17 protein-coding genes and 1 other annotated feature are annotated in these 17,555 nt (G+C 43.7%); of the genes, 7 read left to right on the plus strand and 10 right to left on the minus strand.

Features of this window, described 5'->3' with window-relative positions; genetic code table 11:
• Nucleotides 1–1,186 precede the first annotated feature (1,186 nt).
• The 7 genes from NNL35_RS18015 (at nucleotide 1,187) to NNL35_RS18045 (ending at nucleotide 9,158) form a co-directional block, all read left to right on the plus strand.
• Nucleotides 1,187–1,549 (plus strand): DinB family protein, encoded by a 363-nt coding sequence (locus NNL35_RS18015; protein ID WP_238535434.1) that lies wholly within the window; start codon nucleotides 1,187–1,189, stop codon nucleotides 1,547–1,549.
• 368 nt (nucleotides 1,550–1,917) lie between these two features.
• Nucleotides 1,918–2,709 carry an aminoglycoside 6-adenylyltransferase gene (locus tag NNL35_RS18020; protein WP_006678991.1) on the plus strand — a complete coding sequence of 264 codons (792 nt, stop codon included), beginning with the start codon at nucleotides 1,918–1,920 and terminating at the stop codon, nucleotides 2,707–2,709.
• Between the two features lie 144 nt (nucleotides 2,710–2,853).
• A complete protein-coding gene (locus NNL35_RS18025) occupies nucleotides 2,854–3,345 on the plus strand; it encodes a hypothetical protein (protein WP_006678990.1) in 492 nt (163 codons plus the stop codon).
• A 323-nt stretch (nucleotides 3,346–3,668) separates the two neighbouring features.
• Nucleotides 3,669–5,045 (plus strand): tyrosine-type recombinase/integrase, encoded by a 1,377-nt coding sequence (locus NNL35_RS18030; protein WP_254553631.1) that lies wholly within the window; start codon nucleotides 3,669–3,671, stop codon nucleotides 5,043–5,045.
• On the plus strand, nucleotides 5,045–7,174 hold the full coding sequence (locus NNL35_RS18035; protein ID WP_254553632.1) for a site-specific integrase: 2,130 nt from the start codon (nucleotides 5,045–5,047) through the stop codon (nucleotides 7,172–7,174). The genes NNL35_RS18030 and NNL35_RS18035 overlap by 1 nt, the downstream gene beginning before the upstream one ends.
• Nucleotides 7,140–7,616, plus strand: coding sequence for a hypothetical protein (locus tag NNL35_RS18040; RefSeq protein WP_006677908.1), 477 nt, complete (start codon nucleotides 7,140–7,142; stop codon nucleotides 7,614–7,616). Before NNL35_RS18035 ends, NNL35_RS18040 begins: the two co-directional genes overlap by 35 nt.
• 132 nt (nucleotides 7,617–7,748) lie before the next feature.
• Nucleotides 7,749–7,992, plus strand: a binding site (T-box leader).
• A gap of 395 nt (nucleotides 7,993–8,387) precedes the next feature.
• Entirely contained in the window at nucleotides 8,388–9,158 is a 771-nt protein-coding gene (locus NNL35_RS18045; protein WP_006677909.1) for a hypothetical protein, read from the plus strand.
• 379 nt (nucleotides 9,159–9,537) lie between these two features.
• On the opposite strand, the gene NNL35_RS18050 is transcribed toward NNL35_RS18045, so the two are convergent.
• The 10 genes from NNL35_RS18050 to NNL35_RS30425 all read right to left on the minus strand — a co-directional run bounded on the left by NNL35_RS18050 (nucleotide 9,538) and on the right by NNL35_RS30425 (nucleotide 17,546).
• Nucleotides 9,538–9,963, minus strand: a complete 426-nt coding sequence (locus NNL35_RS18050; protein ID WP_138985650.1) for a hypothetical protein — start codon at nucleotides 9,961–9,963, stop codon at nucleotides 9,538–9,540.
• Nucleotides 9,964–10,204: 241 nt separating this feature from the next.
• Complete coding sequence (locus tag NNL35_RS18055; protein ID WP_006677912.1) at nucleotides 10,205–10,519, minus strand: hypothetical protein; 315 nt, start codon at nucleotides 10,517–10,519, stop codon at nucleotides 10,205–10,207.
• A gap of 4 nt (nucleotides 10,520–10,523) precedes the next feature.
• Complete coding sequence (locus tag NNL35_RS18060) at nucleotides 10,524–11,519, minus strand: DMT family transporter (protein WP_244918902.1); 996 nt, start codon at nucleotides 11,517–11,519, stop codon at nucleotides 10,524–10,526.
• Nucleotides 11,520–11,750: 231 nt separating this feature from the next.
• A complete protein-coding gene (locus NNL35_RS18065; protein ID WP_040732106.1) occupies nucleotides 11,751–12,506 on the minus strand; it encodes a response regulator transcription factor in 756 nt (251 codons plus the stop codon).
• A gap of 7 nt (nucleotides 12,507–12,513) precedes the next feature.
• The gene (locus NNL35_RS18070; protein WP_006677915.1) at nucleotides 12,514–13,692 is read right to left on the minus strand and encodes a sensor histidine kinase; all 1,179 of its coding nucleotides are present in this window, start codon (nucleotides 13,690–13,692) and stop codon (nucleotides 12,514–12,516) included.
• Nucleotides 13,693–13,933: 241 nt separating this feature from the next.
• On the minus strand, nucleotides 13,934–14,215 hold the full coding sequence (gene eutM, locus NNL35_RS18075) for an ethanolamine utilization microcompartment protein EutM (protein ID WP_006677916.1): 282 nt from the start codon (nucleotides 14,213–14,215) through the stop codon (nucleotides 13,934–13,936).
• 95 nt (nucleotides 14,216–14,310) lie between these two features.
• Nucleotides 14,311–14,592 (minus strand): BMC domain-containing protein, encoded by a 282-nt coding sequence (locus tag NNL35_RS18080; protein ID WP_006677917.1) that lies wholly within the window; start codon nucleotides 14,590–14,592, stop codon nucleotides 14,311–14,313.
• Between the two features lie 12 nt (nucleotides 14,593–14,604).
• Nucleotides 14,605–15,252, minus strand: coding sequence for a phosphate propanoyltransferase (locus NNL35_RS18085; RefSeq protein ID WP_006677918.1), 648 nt, complete (start codon nucleotides 15,250–15,252; stop codon nucleotides 14,605–14,607).
• Complete coding sequence (locus NNL35_RS18090) at nucleotides 15,252–16,724, minus strand: acetaldehyde dehydrogenase (acetylating) (RefSeq protein WP_006677919.1); 1,473 nt, start codon at nucleotides 16,722–16,724, stop codon at nucleotides 15,252–15,254. Before NNL35_RS18090 ends, NNL35_RS18085 begins: the two co-directional genes overlap by 1 nt.
• Before the next feature lie 27 nt (nucleotides 16,725–16,751).
• A complete protein-coding gene (locus NNL35_RS30425; protein WP_006677920.1) occupies nucleotides 16,752–17,546 on the minus strand; it encodes a BMC domain-containing protein in 795 nt (264 codons plus the stop codon).
• Between the last annotated feature and the right edge of the window lie 9 nt (nucleotides 17,547–17,555).

The raw sequence follows: 17,555 nt of genomic DNA on the forward strand, positions 1-17,555 counted from the left end.
CCATTTATAACTCGATTTGCATGCCGCCGGCTGACAAACAAATCCGTTTGTGTTGTCACGTGACTATAAAGTCACCTTAAAATGTGTTACCGTACAGTACCGGTGTCAAGCGGCTCAAATCATTTTTGTTAGATCACCCGAGAAGACGGTGTGACGTTCGGCCGACCCAGGCAAGGAATTGATGAAAAGTTTATGCGAGCTTATCAGGAAGGGAGGCCGAATAACGGCAACGGAGGCCATGCGGCAGAGTGGCATGACAAAACCGACTTTTTACCGGCGCAATATAAGTTTCAAAAATCCCAATGTTCCATTTACAAAAATATATTCGGAACTTTGTCATTTGAGAGAATGGAGGGTTTATCGGTCTAATGTGGAATAATTCCATATTGAGGGCGGATTAACATAACGGGTAGTTTACTTCAATCCGCAAGTTTTATTTAGAACAATTTGATAAATGATCGGAAGTGACTAATGAACATTCGTATGTTGAATGACTCTGATGCCCAAGTGTATAGAGAAGTAAGGTTGCGTGCATTGAAAAAATGACCCCGATGCATTCGGATCAACGTATGAGCAAGAAGAAACTAAACCACTGGGGCACATTATAGAAAGGATACACCATACAAAAGATCAATTTACATTGGGATGTTTTGACGACAGTAACAAATTAGTTGGCATTGTCAATTTTTCACGTGAAAACAGGCTTAAGACGGCACATAAAGGAAACATTTACGGTATGTACGTAGAGCTGCCCCCGATCGGCGCTTCCGGATCCGCTCGTTCTGCCGTCGCGCAGCGTGGACCTGACTTGCGGCCACCACCTCAACTAGGTGATTCGATCGCTCTCTAGATCCGGCCGTTTCGTTCGCTGCGCTGGCCGGCGTGAGACGGCCATAGTCGCCGTTCTCTCCATGACATATTGTCGGATCATATCGTGGAATGGTCTTTGGCTCATAACGGTCCGGCTAAACGTGAAAAGGATCAATAACAATTTAGATAGGACGAGAATTGCAATGAATTGTTAAGCTCTAACGGGAAACAGTAGATTTAAGTAATCAATGAGACGAAGAGGGGGAAACCGAAATGAAGACGATCAAGTGCATGATGGACCACCTGTACTGGGCGGACGGATGCATCTTGGACGCGTTTTAAGGAGAGTGAGACGAAGAACAAGGACCTTCTGAAGCTGGTTCGGCACCTAGCAGTCGCGGAACGAGTCTGGCTGTCCCGATTGCAGAGCAAAAGCAGCGCGCAATATTCGTTGTGGGAGGAAGCGGAAGACCTGACGGCGATCCGGACGATGTTCGAAGAAAACGTCGAGCAATATCGCGTCTATATCGAAGGACTCGAGGAATCCGAGTTGGACGAGATGATCGACTATGCGAACCAGAGCGGGGTTCCGTTCCGAACGTCCGTCCGGGACATCCTGTTGCAGGTCCTCTTACATGGGCAATATCATCGGGGACGATCAACCGGGCACTTCGGATCGAATCGGCAGAGCCTGTCCAAGTCGATTACATCACGTTCGCGAGGCTTTAATGGGGCCTAATAATCACCATTACTCGGAATGGGATTGGCATTGAACTAACGGGAAACGATAGTTCAATGAAAAAAAGGGCTGCCGAGTGGCAGCTCTATTTCCCGCTAACGGTTAATATAGTCGATAAGTAGGGATATCAACGGGAGGAATCTCCTCGTTGCGCTAACGGGCAGGGTAGTTGAACATAACTGTGAATGATGTTCATTGTCTAAAAACGCATCCTTAATATCACAATTATGAGACTCTATACTTTTGAGTTATAATCCAATTGTATTTCGGTATAATATGATTGTTTAAAATACTGTTTGACTGGTGATTGAACATTTGATAAGATGGCGTAATACCCTTTTCAGGGTCATAATTTAGGGGTGATATCCATGCCTTTACAAATGCATGAAGATTTTATTAACCTAGCCAAAGAAAAACTTCGTGAGGACTATCGTTTACTTGGACTTCTTGCAGGGGGTTCCATGATTACAGGTTTTATGGATGAGTACAGCGACTTGGATTTAATTGTTGTATACGATGCCAGATACCGAGAAGAGATAATGGATTACCGCATTCAAATTGCAGAGAAACTAGGAAGTTTATTGTCTGCCTTTACAGGTGAACATGTGGGAGAGCCACGATTAATTATTTGCTTGTATGGAGCGCCGCCATTACACGTTGATTTAAAGTTTGTTACTGTTCAAGAACTTGAACAAAGGGTTGAGAATCCAATTATCCTTTGGGAGAGAGGCGCAGAAATAAGTGAATTAATTCAAAGAACATCACCGAGCTATCTATACTCTAGTCCCCAATGGATCGAGGATCGATTTTGGGTATGGGTGCATTATGGTGCGACAAAACTGGGAAGAGGAGAATTATTCGAGTTAATCGATCACCTTACCTATATGCGAAGCTCAGCGCTTGGACCACTGTTTCTTATCAAAAACGGTGAACTTCCAACAGGAGTAAGAAGACTCGAAAAATATGTGAGCGAAGAACTTGAAGAACTAAAGGAAACTGTTCCAAACCATAGTACAGAGAGTTGTTACCACGCTTTACAAATGACCATTCGGCTATATCAACAACTTCGTCAACATGTAGGGAATATCGAATATAAAAAAGAGGCGGAACAAGTTTCAGTTGCTTACCTTGAAGCTGTTTACTCCTCTTTAGATAAATAGACAAATCATTTTGTTAAAAAGCGACGGTAATCGCATTAAAAATATGAAATATAAGTAATTCAAGTAACGGGACACGATAGCTTAAAACGCGGCTGCCGGCATATATCGGCAGCCGCGTTTTACCCAAAGTTGAGGGACGATTATATGAATCAACAGCTGATTAAGTTCAAGATTGACAATGTATCTTTTGAACTTCAGGATCAGCACGATTTCACATGGCTTCAATCTATTGGTAATGTTTTTTGTGTGTTTGATCAGCAAAATTCTGGTAACATTAGTTTCGGAATCGAAAAGAACGGTAAAAAGCTATTTGTTAAATACGCGGGTTGTAGACCATTGGAGTTTTCCGGAAACCCTAGAGATGCAATTTCTAGGTTAAAGGTTGCCGTGCCGGTGTATAAGACATTAGAACGTCCGAATCTCATTAGACTTATTGATCATTTTGAAACGAAAGATGGGTATGCTGCTATATTTGAATGGTTTAATGGCGAATGCCTGCATTCACATTGGTTGTTTGCCGATCCACCAAAACATACTCATCCTGAATCGCCTTTCTACAGATTCAAACAGTTATCCATAGAGAAAAGGTTGCAGTCAAATCAGTATGCAGAAGAAATGGGTAAATCTAAATCATAAAAAGAGGGTGAAGATAAAACGAAAATTGTCGAGGGACAAGAACATGGTCCCATTGAAGTCGCTATTTTAGCGACTTTTTTATTTTATCGGTACAAGTTCTTGTCCTTTAACGGTACATGTTCTTGTCCTCCGACAACATCATATAAAAACCCTTGATATGCAAGGGATATTGTCTCATCATAGACATATGTACAAAATACTATATAATATTAATTTCTAAGTTCTGTTGACGAGTCTATGTTTCTGCTGTATTTTCATATAGTGTTACACATCATATGTGGACATCCGTTTCATTGAAACGGAAATGTCCTTTTTTTGTGTAAATGAAGGTGGAGGTTGTGGAGGAAATGGCTTCGTTTTTTCATGCATATTGTCCTGAAGGAGTGAACAGTAAATACCGTCTCATTGTTTTTGACGATAAGAAGGAAGCGTTCATTCCTCTTACAGAGTTTTATCACGATCAGGTCAACAGAATCAGTGAGAGTTCCGTAATCGCATATTTAAACACCTTAGAACCATTCTTTTTTTGGTTAAAGTACAAAAGTTACTACAAGGCCAGAAAGGTCTCTTGGAATGATGATCCAGAGGCTGTTAAGGAAGCGGTAAGGCAATATTTAATAGAACAGATGCATTGTAAGATTCGTGGCAGAGACGGGCATGAAGGCGTGTACTTAACGAGTAAAAGCTCCAAAACTGTTCAACTGTTTCTGTCCGCTATAAAAGGTTTTTATAAGACCATGATTCGCTTAAAGAAGTATACACAGGCCAATCCACTTATCGATTTAGAATATAAAGATAGTGTTTCTGAACAACCAGGGGAAAGGGGGAACAGACCAAGGATGCCAAAAGAGGCAGGTACCGAGGAACCGCTATCTTTCAGAAAGCAAACGGATTCTTATTTTAAGATCATCAATGAAGAATGGGTACCTGAGATCATTGGGGATTGGGATCTGCCATACCGCATTTATCAGGCTGGGGACACTCAGGGATGGCGGTTAAGGGATGAAGTAATAACCCGGTTTATGTTTGAAACAGGGGCGAGAATATCTGAGATATTAGAACTTACCGTTGGAGATTACAGAAAACGATCGGATATCCATGAACTAGCCGCTACCAATAAAGGCAGCTTTAAGCGACGAATCAAGTTCATTCGGATATCCCCTGAAACATTAAAGTTATTAATAAAATACGTGAACTCAGAGCGACGTCATTTCGCAAGCACACAAGTAAAATTCAACGACTTGCCTGATGGCGAACCATTATTTTTATCAACCAGGGGTACTCCATACACATACTCAGCTTTTTATTCAAATTGGTCTACCATCACCAAAAATGCCGGGATCAAACTAAATCCACATAAAGCAAGGCATTGGTTTGTGACTTCCATGTTGCGCGGCATTTATGAGCAATCTGAAACAGCTGCCCAAATCGAAGACAAGAAGAAGCAGCTTATTGAATATATGAAATGGCGAGACCCAGAGACATTAAGCGTGTATGAGCATTATTACGATGAACAGAAATTCCGAGATTTACATGAGAAGCTTCAGGAGAGCTACATGCAACGCGAGAAAGAGTACTTCAAATCAGCTAAGCAGCGCTCAGTGGTCAAAACACCTGAAATACTTACGGCTTTTGAGCTTAAGAGCTCCGAGGAGAAACAAGACTGGTTAAATGAATTTTTTGAAGGGATGGAACCGTAGTGTCTACAGCAGTGCAATTACAAGAGGAAATCCAAGACAAAACCTGGGGAGCCCTTCTTAGCGGTAAAATATCGGAGGAACTGTTACTTTTGTCTGATCCAAACGGAGATTACTACTGGGATAAAGTTGAGGAGAAAAATATCAAATATTTTGTTCGGCAATGTGCAGCTCATCCGTGGGCAAACCATTTTGCATTAGCGCTTATATGTTTGTCCGACCGAAATTTAACACCACAATCGATTATGAATATTACGAGTTCTCTGAATGCTCGATTTCGGGATTTATTCGATCATTTTAAGCTGTCGGCCATGGGGGAGTTTTTGCCAACACACATAGAACAGTACGTAACAGGTCAAATTCTGCCTGATCATTCTGATCGACAGCGGCAATCGATTTTGACAGGCTACAACACCTTTATGTTTAATCTGAAAAAATGGTTGGGTACGAAGTTTAACGATGAAAAGCAGACTGCTCTTTCCGCGTATCTGCTTCCTAATCTTCCTTATGATAATAGAGATTTTAGTGTTCGTACAAAGGCCATTACTAATGCAAAAACCAAGCGAAAAGAAGACACTTCGGCTGTAACACCTTTATTGCCTGAAATAAGGGCAGAGGGGCATCTTAGATGGAATCAAGTGAGCCGGCTGCGTGAAGCCTACCGTAAGGCCATTATGAACGTTAGAGAGCAGCGATTGGCACTTCCAATAGAATTTCATTACGATGAATCAGAATATGTAGGTGAACGATGGCATTTTATTCTTAGAGATCTTAAAGGCTTTGGCCAGTCCCAGGGTGAGAATAAGCGTTACAGAGATTTTAAAGACGAGGACTGTATTCTTGAATTTGTTAAAGCGGAAAAGTTAGAGGACGGGTCTGAAGGTGAGGGGCCGTGGTTTTTAGAGCTTCTAAGGCTAAGGTTGCTGGGTAACTGGGCCCCTGATCAAGTCTCGGATGAACGCAGAGAAGCAATAGTTGATTATCTTAATAATTGGGGATACGAGATAGAAGAAGGCGGGAAAATACCCTCTCCATTTTCTACTCGAAACCCCGGAGTACTGGTTCAAGGATTTGACGTAACACGAACTGCCAAGATTACGAATAAGCTTCTAATTAACATCGAGCCAATCTATGTGGCATGTACGTTCGCAAGATTTGCACTCGACATTATAACATCATCTGGTGCCAGAATTAATGAACTTCTGCAAATTAGTTATGATAAAGAATGCTGTGTGGTGACGGTAGATAAAAGTGTTAGTCCGCCAAGAAAAAACTACATTTTCCGATTGATCCCTAAAGGCAGGGAAGAACCAGAGAACTATTATTTGCCAGAAGAAGTCTTTAGGTTTATGTCTGAAATTCTGAAAATGCTCAAGGAATCCTATAGTTCCGATTCCATTCCAGAGGTCGAGTATGATGTTGATAGCAGAAAACATCTATTGCCACCGAAGAGATATATTTTTCAGTACCAATCGAGACACGTTAACGTTATAACACTTAATGCGATCCTTCGTTTTCTTTTGCATGGTATTGTGATTCAATCTGCAGAAGGCAATCAAGTTGTTTTGAAAGCTCATCTGTTGAGACATGCATTTGCTACACATGCGGTTCAAACGGAAAAAATACCGGTCGACATTGTGAAAACGCTGCTCCATCAAAAGGACATTGAGGTGACTTCATACTATTCTGCACCCACAGCTCAACAGGTTTCCGAATCAATAAACTCGCTTCACGAAAACTGGATTTCATATGTCGATATCCAAAAGGGGATTCTTAGGGGACCGGAAGAGCTTAAAGAGATTTATGAAGATTACCGCGAAAAGGTAGGAACCATGTCAAAGGTAGTGGGAGGTATATGTACTATTGACTCTGTATGCCCGACTAAAATGGCTTGTGTCGGATGTGGAGCAAAAGTTCCGCGTCCGGAATTTAAAGACGAAATAGCTGCCTTTTATAATTGGGCGGAGGAGAGTGAAAAACGATTTGAGCAGTTGGGTCTACTCCTTGAAGCAAAGAAAATGAAGATCGCAAAAAATAGAGCTAAAAATGAACTTAAGGAAATACAACTGATAGAGAAATCTCAAAGGGATGAGACATATGCGCCGGAAATCCGTATCACCTCAAACAACTGAACTGGAATGGCTTCAAGCATCTTACGACAAGAAGAAGAACCGTTCACTTGAGCTTGGTGTAAAAGCGATTGATACGCTTATTAAAGAGGGTAAAACGGTTTCTTACCGAACTGTTTCGGACAAATCAAAGGTTATTGATCCAGAAGGAATAGGTATCCATCAAAACACAATTCGTAAGAACCAAGAACTTCATAATCATTTTCTTCAGTATAGAACAACCAAGGTTTATAATCCACGCAAAAGGTCATCTAAGCCCTTAGATAATGATCTGGATGCTTTCAGGCACATAAAACAGGATCGCGACATAGATCGAGTCAGACAGCGTTATATGCAGTTAACAAAGCCAGAATTGGTTGATCTACTGATTCGGATGGAACAGTATATTGCATATCAGAATCAGCATTGGCTGAAAAGTGAATTTGAGAAGTTTATCAACGAATGAATCCTATCTCTTTAACAAACAATAACCTTCAAAGAAAAGGGCAGATTAACTAATTCTTCCCTTTTAAGAATTTAACATAAATGTTAATTGACGGAGCAATTTGAGTGTGATAGCATAGGTTTAACTTAAAACGAAAAGGCTATGATGAGAAATAGTAGGTATTAGGGATCTCACAGAGAGAAGATGGTTGGTGCGAATCTTCATTGATCTAATACTGAAGCAGTCTCGGAGCTGTGAACCGAACAGAGGAATCTTAGTAGGCTTCAACGGAGTTCCACCGTTATTCAGGAAACAATATCGGAGATATCCCGTATTGATAGAGTGCAGAGAAATCTGAAATTAGGTGGTAACACGGACATAATAGTTCGCCCTAAGTTGACAAGGAAATATGTCAGCTTAGGGCTTTTTTGTTTTATTTCTTCTTGCATGAATATTTGTAATTTTCCAAAAATAATTAATAATTGATGGGGGAGTTCTTTTGAAAAATTGAATTTCTGTGAGGGCGTGGGGTAGGAGATCAACTTATGCGAGAAGCTAAGTTAGTAGCGACGTCGATGGGGCATAGTTCAATCTATCTCTTCACGCATACAGCTCAATTTTATTATGAGATTGTCGGCACTGTTGAGCCACCAAATGTGCGCTATTCATCGGTAAACAAATAAAATGATTCTTGAAGTCTGACGACCCTTTCCCTACGGTCACATAAGCCTATCGGTCTCGTGAATACCAGGACGTTAGCCGAAAGAAGTTCTAAATTTAGGAGGAGTCTATATGATATTAGAAAAAGTTATAAATAGAATTGTAATACAAAGTGAATATAAGGATTTTGTTGATAAGTATATAGATAGTATACTTACCGAATTTAAAGGTAAGATTCATAGCATTTATATGTGTGGCTCGATTCCAAAAGGAACTGCTATACCTTTTAAGTCAGATGCAGACTTTACTATTGTATGTGTAAATCCCAAAGATATTGATTACGAAAGATTGTCAAATATTAAAGGCAGGCTTTTGGAGGAATATCCAATATTAACTAAGATTGATACGATAATTTGCTCGATTGACGATGTATTAAGTAAACCAAATGAGTGGGGTTTTTGGGTTAAGATAATTTGTGTTTGCGTATATGGTCATGACGTTGGTGAAAAAGTACCACCGATAATTATTTCTCCCGAGTTCATTTTAGACTTAAATACAGAGACCAAGGAGGAAGTAGATCGTGTACATAGAGGTTTACTTTCTAATGCTAGTGATAACTCATTGAAAACTAGATATATTAAAGGTTACTCTAAGAGATTAATTCGTGCATTATACTCTTTGGTTTTAGAAGATACAGGTGTATGGCAAGATGACATTATTATGATGAAAAATGCCATATTAAATTATTGTGAGATTGACTCCGCTTTAGTTGATTATCTGTATGCTTGTTACTTGGATAGTAATGTACTTGTTGAAGAGTTTCTGGGAATTGCAGATGAAGTGTATTGTTATTTTGAGAACGCCTTAAATGCAATGGCTGCTTCCAGAACTTCCTTCGGCTAACACCATATTGACGCTCCGGGTCACACTGAGAAGCGAGTGACCACATCCAGCCCCTAAGTCCGTCGGGACATCAAAAAAATAATTGTAAGAAGACAGGCAGCTGGTCACAGAAAATGATCAGCTGCCTTTGTCAGCTAACCGCATCAAGTTAAGGTTAGTGGGATACAGGAACTTATAAAAAAACAGAGTGAAAATAGAGCTATATAATGTATGACACTAAACTAAGATAGAGTATTAACAAGGGCTTTTCATGATTTATAGACATATGTACAAAATACGGGTTTTGTGAAACAGACAGTCCGAAAAATGCCGGAGACATTGACCACGATTAATTCTTTACCTTTTACTCGCATTTATTGCTTAGATAATAACTTCTACATTAATTAATATTAATGCTGCTTTCAAACTGTTTAATTAGCCACTCTTGATTGTTTTTGGCAATATATTGTTCTGCATGAATTAACATTTCAATAAGCTCTGACTTTGAATAATTCCTATATTTTCTCGTACGTTTAAGTTCGATTTTTGCTTTCTTTTTTAATGGACTTTTTGAATTAAAATGTAATAAATCATACGAATGCAATTCTGGATTAGATTTTACAGTATTTGGGCGGATGCCTTTTCCATCAATATCTAATTCTTTTGATTTTGCCGAAATACTTCTATAAGATACCCTTTCGCCATTCTGTATCAAACTATCAATGGCGAACTTCATCGGATCCTGGACTTCGGAGTCTTCATCTTTACTGGGAGGTCGGCCTGAAATAAAGCAAACTGTGGCAGCAATTTTTCGATGCTCCCCCACCTGGACTTAGCATTCTCCTTATATAAGGATACGAGCTGCTCTTCAAGTTGGAGCTCGGGAATTTGATCGAAAATTTTTGATAATGAGTCTTTATTAAATTCACAACTTTCCCCTCCACTAAATAATAACTTGCATCTTGTGTATTGATATCCCCTATTAATAGCAAAAAATGGACTATAAAACATAAAGAACTCCCGCGGTACAGTTGTTCACGGGAGTTCGTCTTCAATCTGAACCCGGCCTAAGGCCGGGTTGTATGAGATTGTTCTTCGTTTTGCGTCCACTTTTTAGGCAAATATTTATTGATCGTATGGATTCCCTCATTGTTGATTGCATAGTACATACATAATTCCCCGTTAGCATCCAGCTCGTAATGGACCTCGTCAATCAGTCCGTTTGCCTGCAAGGACAGCATATGATCCAGAAAGTTTGCTCTTGTAAATTGACGTTCTCCACCGTATTCGCTTTTCAAAGCGTCCATTGCATCATCAATATTTGCTTGCTGCACAGTGGACATGAAAAGCAGCACCCGGGAGCGAATCGGCAACAATGGCATTTGCTTACGCCTCCTTCTTTTTGAACAGATCCATTGGATTCATCGAAACTAAAAGCGCTCCAATTGTAATAATAACTGCGCCGGCAATTATTGTAGGAGTCAACGAACTACCGAGGAAGATAGCGGCAAAGACAACCCCCCACAGTACATAGGTAATGTTGAGCGACATTCCGACAGCAACGCCAACCATACTATTGGCCATATACCATGTCAGGAAAGAGATTGCCGTAAACAGGGCCGCAGCCGCAATAATGAGCATAGGCGACACGGAGCCAAGTACGGAAGTAAAGAGATCTGTCGCGCTGAAGATAGGTATCAGAACAGCAATATATACGAGTCCGGAAACGCCCTCGCGAATGGTAATGGCGATATTGGAATCAAGCATAGACATCCCGAAAGTAGCAAATACGCCTTCCAATCCCCAGCCAAGTGCGGCCACCAGAGCAAAAATAATGCCTAGTGTGAAATTATCCACTCCGCCTTCAGGCTTGACATAAGAAATGAGCGCCGCTCCGATAACACAGATGAACATGCCGACGGCCACCCGTTTATCAATCTTCTGCTTCAGGAACATTCGCGCGAAAATAGCACCAAACATAGGACAAAGCGCCGAAATAGGAATAGCCGCCGCTCCAGCCATATCAATTCCAACCAGATAGGCCCCGTTGGCGATTGGACCGCCAAACACCGCGGCAATTGCGACCATCAACCCCGGTATGGTTACCAGACTGCGGCCGATTTCTTTGATCATCCCTTTCTTGAAGTTCCAGATCAAAAGCCAGATTGCCGCCAAAGCATCATTGATCGCCGATGCCACTATAGGCGCCGCAAACGCTCCTACGACCCCCAGAAAAGGCTCTCTCACCATAGCCAGGGCAACAACAGTACTGTAAAGGCCGAACGTTAACCCGGAAATCAGTCCGTAAGCGATTCCATTTCTTCGGAAACGACTGTTCATCTTTTGTTTCAGCATGCCGGCCGAAGCCACTGCTTCCTTCATCATCCATACACCTCTGTTAAGTAGATTTGTCTTCGTAGATGTATCTTCATTGTATAGCAAAGCGGCCATTGCGCCTGTTACTAACCGTACCTCTTGTTGGACTTCCTGAATCACTTTTTTCTCCAATCTGGTACTATTCGTACTTTTAGGACGACATCGAAAAATAAAAAAACTCCCACCCAACACTTCGTCGGGGGAAGTTTCCTTGATTCTGTCTATAGAGCGTTTTTTTTAAACTCGAGCCAGAACGCTTTTTTTGTATTCCTTCGGCGTCATATTCATTTGCTTGTAGAATACCCGGTTGAAATAAGACGGATCGGTAAAGCCGCATTCTGTAGAGATGCGATAGGCGGGATACCCGGTAGTCTCAAGAAGCTTGCAGGCATGTGCAATCTTGAGCTTGTTCACATAATCCGTATAAGTAACGCCGAGCTCCCTTTTGAATATGCGGCTAAAATATTGGGCATTCATGTACACATGACTCGCCACCATTTGCAGGGTCAGCTTATCTTTGTAATTTTGCTGAATATAATCGATGGCTTCTTGAATAAAGCGCTGACATTCTTGAGCCGATTCGATCTGATAAGTTTCGGTTGCACCATTTTCTTCGGATTGAGCGGCCTTCTCCAGCCCCTTACGAATCATTTGCCGCAATTTTTCCGGCTTGACCGGCTTAAGCAGATATTCGTGTACCTGCAGACTGATTGCCGCCTGTGCAGAGGAGAAATCCGAGCTGGCGGACAAAATCGTCACGCAGGCGTTAGGGAGAAAGCGGCGAATTTCCTGTAACGAGGATATTCCATCCATTTCAGGCAGCATGATATCCATAAAAATAATATCCGGCCGATATTGCTTGGCGAGCTTAATCGCTTGCATACCGGTATCGCAAATAAGAAGCTTATCTTCAGCACCTAGCATTTCCTGCGCGATGGATTGAAGAAATTCCTGTTCTATCGGTTCATCTTCAACAAACATAACTATGCTCATTGCATCATCACCTCGCATTTGGTTGGGTGGGGATGCGGATGTTAATCGTGCTCCCGCTGTAATCAGATTTCACGATCGATAACCCATACTCTTCTCCGAAATAACGCTTCAAACGGCTATCGGTACTCCGGAAACCCACGCCGATCTTGCTGTCCGGCTGATGAATGAGCTTTAGTACCTCCGGCGAGAACCCGTTGCCATTGTCGATAACAGAAATGGTGATATCATTTTTGTACTTTTCGGCAATCAGACGAACGGTTCCTCCATCCCGCTTAGGGGTAATTCCATGAATTACTGCATTTTCCACAATAGGCTGAATCACCATATTCGGAATGCGATAAGCCTTTAATTCATTAGGAACAATGATTTCATACTGTAGACGGTTCTTGAAACGCGCTTTTTGTATATACAAATACTTCTCAATGTTATCCATTTCAGATGCGATGGTATGAAGCTGATTATCCTGCTTCACATTGTATCGCAGTAAATCGGACAGGCAATAGATCAATTCCTCCGTCGTATGGGAGTGTTCGAAATAGGCGATGCGGGCAATGGAATTCAACGTATTGAACAGGAAATGCGGATTGATGACGAGAGACATATTTTTGGCTTCTAAGTCAATCACTTTCTTCTCTAGTATTTCCTTTTCCGCAGACAGACGATTGATAATCCCTGTGTTGTCCTGCTCGCTTTCAGCGATGTCGAGCGCAATATTCCTTGCGATATGATGGCAAAGCTGCTCGTGAATATCTGTTTGATCCTTGTCAATGGTTGGAAAAGCCGATATCGCCTTCGCGACAAACTCCAAATCCAGCCCCTTCATTTCGGCCAATTCCGCCGTGTTAATCAGATACTTCTGAAATTCCCTCTCCTGGGAATACGCTTGCATCCCCGATATGAAGCCAACAACCTCATCTTTGACTATAATGGGCAGCAAAATATTCTCCATGCCGTAACAGCAAACGAACCGCCCCTGTTCGCCTGAAGTAAAGCGCTTCAAATAATCCGCGCAAGGCCGCGTAGGATTCTCCCAACAAATATGCCTGCAGAAATCAGGGGATGGATTGAACTCCAGCAACACGTCCCCATTGTTATCGTGCAGCAGCAGCGAGAACTTGGATAGAGACAGGATGCCGCTGTATCGTGCGTATACTTTGGTTGCGATCGGACTATTGGTTTTCAGCATAATCTCGTTGCACCCTTTCACCGAAAATGAACGGGAAAATAGATGTTTCATGCTAAATTTTTCACAATATATCATCTCTATTATAGCAATTTTCAACCTGTTTGGAAATAGTACATCCCTCCTCCTCAAAACCCTATTTAGAGAAATGCACCACGACTACAACCGGGATCTCGCAGACAAAAATAAACAGGCCAGAACCCGTTTTACCGGGTTTTGGCCTTGTGCAAAGCATCGAAATAAATTATTGCTTACCAGCGGGAAGAATGTGTTCCACTTCACTGTGAGGACGAGGAATCACATGTACGGATATCAGTTCCCCTACGCGCTGTGCGGCTGCGGCACCAGCGTCCGTTGCCGCTTTCACCGCACCTACATCGCCACGTACCATTACGGTAACAAGGCCGCCGCCTACCATCTCTTTGCCAATCAGGGTGACATTGGCCGCTTTGACCATTGCATCTGCTGCTTCGATAGAACCTACCAAACCTTTTGTTTCAATTAAACCCAATGCTTCCGATTTCATGTTACATTCCTCCTAAAAGTTTTGTAAGATTATAGCGCTAGCTTACCGAACAAAACTTGCTTCGGAAGCATAGGCTTATTTTATAGCTTTTTTAATTATTCCTTAGCAGCCGGAAGGATGATCTCCACTTCGCTGTGGGGACGAGGAATCACATGTACCGACACGAGTTCCCCTACATTCTTCGCGGCCGCGGCGCCAGCATCCGTTGCCGCCTTCACAGCACCTACATCGCCTCGTACCATCACGGTAACAAGGCCGCCGCCTGCCATCTCTTTGCCAATCAAGGTGACATTGGCCGCTTTGACCATAGCGTCCGCTGCTTCGATAGAACCGACCAGTCCTTTTGTTTCAACCAAACCAAGAGCTTCCGATCTCATGTTCATTTCCTCCTAGCGATTTTTTATGATTGTGACAACAGACGCCGATGTGAGATCCATCGCGTTAGCCTCTTCAACGTCGATATGACAGTCGAGAGCGGCGTCACTGCTAACTCGGATTGCGACCTGATTGTACCCTCCGCCCCGGAGACCATCAAATTGAATACTGACCATTTCTCCGTTGGTTACGCCAAAGTAAAGGGCATCATCAGGCGTCATATGAATGTGGCGCTGTGCAACCATCAAGCCGCTGGTAATATATACGCTTCCCTTAGGCCCGACCAACGTGATGCCCGGTGTGCCTTCAAGCTCCCCGGATAAGCGCACTGGAGCTTTCACGCCCAGCTTAAAACAGTCTCCCCGCATAATTTCTACCTGGCTCTGTCTCCGCACTGGGCCGAGAACACGCACTTTTTCGATGGCCCCCTTGGGACCGCAGACCGTAACGGTCTCATTACATGCATACTGACCAGGTTGGGACAAATCACGCATTTTGGATAGCGTATATCCGGCTCCGAAGAGCGTCTCCACATCAGCCTGAGAAAGATGCACATGGCGGTTTGAAATCCCTAAAGGGATGGAGCGAGTCTCCTTTTCCGCCTTGCCAGCACCGGATACAACCTCCATTAACAAGGAAAGCACTTGCTCATAGTTCCCCATCAGCTGTCACCGCTTTTCTGCAAAATAGACATCAGCTCATCGACCAGATTCAACAGCAGCGCATCCTCCTGTTGCTTCGGCGGTTGTAGAGAGGAAACAGAATAAGGGCTTTGTGCCGTACAGTCCTTAATGCCATAAGCCACACGCTTGATATTAATCAAGTGCTGTGGTCCCACATTATCTGAAGTGGCGCTGCCGCCCCAGGTTCCACATCCCAAAGTGAAGGCCGGAGCAAGCCCAGTGCTTGCGCCCACGCCGCCCTGAGTGGAACCTGTATTTACCAAAATGCGGAATACAGGCTTTTGCGCAAATTCCATGACCATATCGTGATTCTGTGTATGGATGGAGAAGCTATGGCCTATTCCTCCATTACGCAGCAGCTGGACACTTAGATCACAAGCCTCACGCCAGTCCTGTACAGTGTAAAATGCCAATACAGTAGTAAGCTTTTCATAGGACAGCGGGAATTTCTCTCCCACGCCCTGCTGTTCGCCCAACAGCACCTTGACCCCTGCTGGAATTTGAATGCCGGCCGCTTCTGCAATCACCTGAGGCGAACGTCCCACCAGTCTTGAATTCATGGCATGGCCTTTTACAAACAGCTTGGACGCGACTTTGGCAGTTTCCTCCTGATTCATAAAGTAACCGCCCTGACGCTCAAACTCCGCGATCACCTGAGGACGGATGCATTCCTCTACGATAACCGCCTGTTCAGAGGCGCAGATTGTACCATAATCGAAGGTTTTGCTGGCAATGATATTTGCTACTGCCTTTGGAATATCAGCGGTGCGCTCAATATAGGCCGGTACATTGCCCGGTCCTACCCCCAGCGCCGGCTTGCCCGCACTGTAGGCGGATTTCACCATCGCCGAGCCGCCTGTGGCGATAATCATGGCGATTTCATCGCACTTCATCAGTTCCTGCGTCGCTGGCATAGAAGGCTTGGTAACGCAGCCAATGATTCCTTCGGGAGCCCCTGCCTCGACAGCGGCTGCGTGCATGAGTTCTGCGGCCCGCATGATGGATTTCTTAGCCGAAGGATGCGGCGAAAAGATGATTCCATTACGAGCCTTTATCGCAATGATCGATTTGAAAATCGTAGTGGATGTCGGATTGGTCGATGGAATAATGCCCATGAGCAGTCCAACAGGCTCGGCAATCTCTATTAATTGATTTGTCTTATCCTCGCGGATAACCCCAATCGTTTTCGTATCCCGAATGGATTCATACAGCTCCGTGGAAGCCAGACGGTTTTTGAAGATTTTATCCTCAATCTTGCCAAATCCGGTTTCCTCCACGGCCAGCGCAGCCAGTTCCGCGGCATTGACCTCCGCTGTCCGCACCATGTTTTGTACAATTTTGTCAATCTGTTCAGCATTGTACCCTGCAAGGATATCGGTGGCGGCTTTTCCTGCACGGGCCAATTCCCGCGTTTCCTGAATCGATTGCAAGTCATAATCAAAATTTTCCAAATGAAATATCCCCCTCTCGAATCCTGCTTACTGTTGATAATAATGCCGGAACCGCTTGAGCAGTTTCACCTTGTTGGCCTTGGAAATGGTCGTCATGCTCATCCCATACGCAGGACCGCACTCTCTGGCCAGTCGGCGCAGCTTCACGGCTGTCATCGATTCCAGTTGCTCCATTGCTTTGTCAAGCCCGGCTTCCTTTACCAGCACGTCAATCTGGTGTTTGAATGGACTGTCCAGCACTGCCTGGTCTCCATCTGCCGGATTTTCATTGTCCGTTTCCGGACTGGCGTCTTCAGACGCAAGATCCTGAGCGGGATCGGCCGCCAGTACAGGGAAGCCTTCTTCACCACCGCTATTGATTGAGACATCGGGCAGCGTGTTCAATGGAATATCGAGAGCCGTATCCAATGGAACATCAGACGCTGCATCCGGTTCCGGAGTCTGCTTCGTCGTTTGCTCGGGCATCTGCTCCGCAAACTGTTCTGCTGCCTGATTATGCTGCACTGGCAGCGCCGGCTCGTCCTTCTCCTTGGCAAGGTTCGAAACGCTGCGCCGGCCGATGAGGCTCTCAATGTCGTTGTGGGGTCTTGGAATGACATGCTGGCTGACCAGCACATCACTGCCCAATTGTTGCGCCGCGGAGGCCCCTGCTTCCACGGATGCTTGAACAGCGCCGACATCGCCGGTAATCGCGATCGTCACTAGCCCGCCGCCCACATTGCACTTTTCTATCAGTTCTACCTGAGCTGATTTGAGCATGATGTCCAGACATTCAATCGCCGGAAGAAGACCCCGCGTTTCAATTAATCCAAGCGCCTGCATGCTGTCACC

The sequence above is a fragment of the Paenibacillus dendritiformis genome (genome assembly GCF_945605565.1).
Taxonomy (GTDB): domain Bacteria; phylum Bacillota; class Bacilli; order Paenibacillales; family Paenibacillaceae; genus Paenibacillus_B; species Paenibacillus_B dendritiformis_A.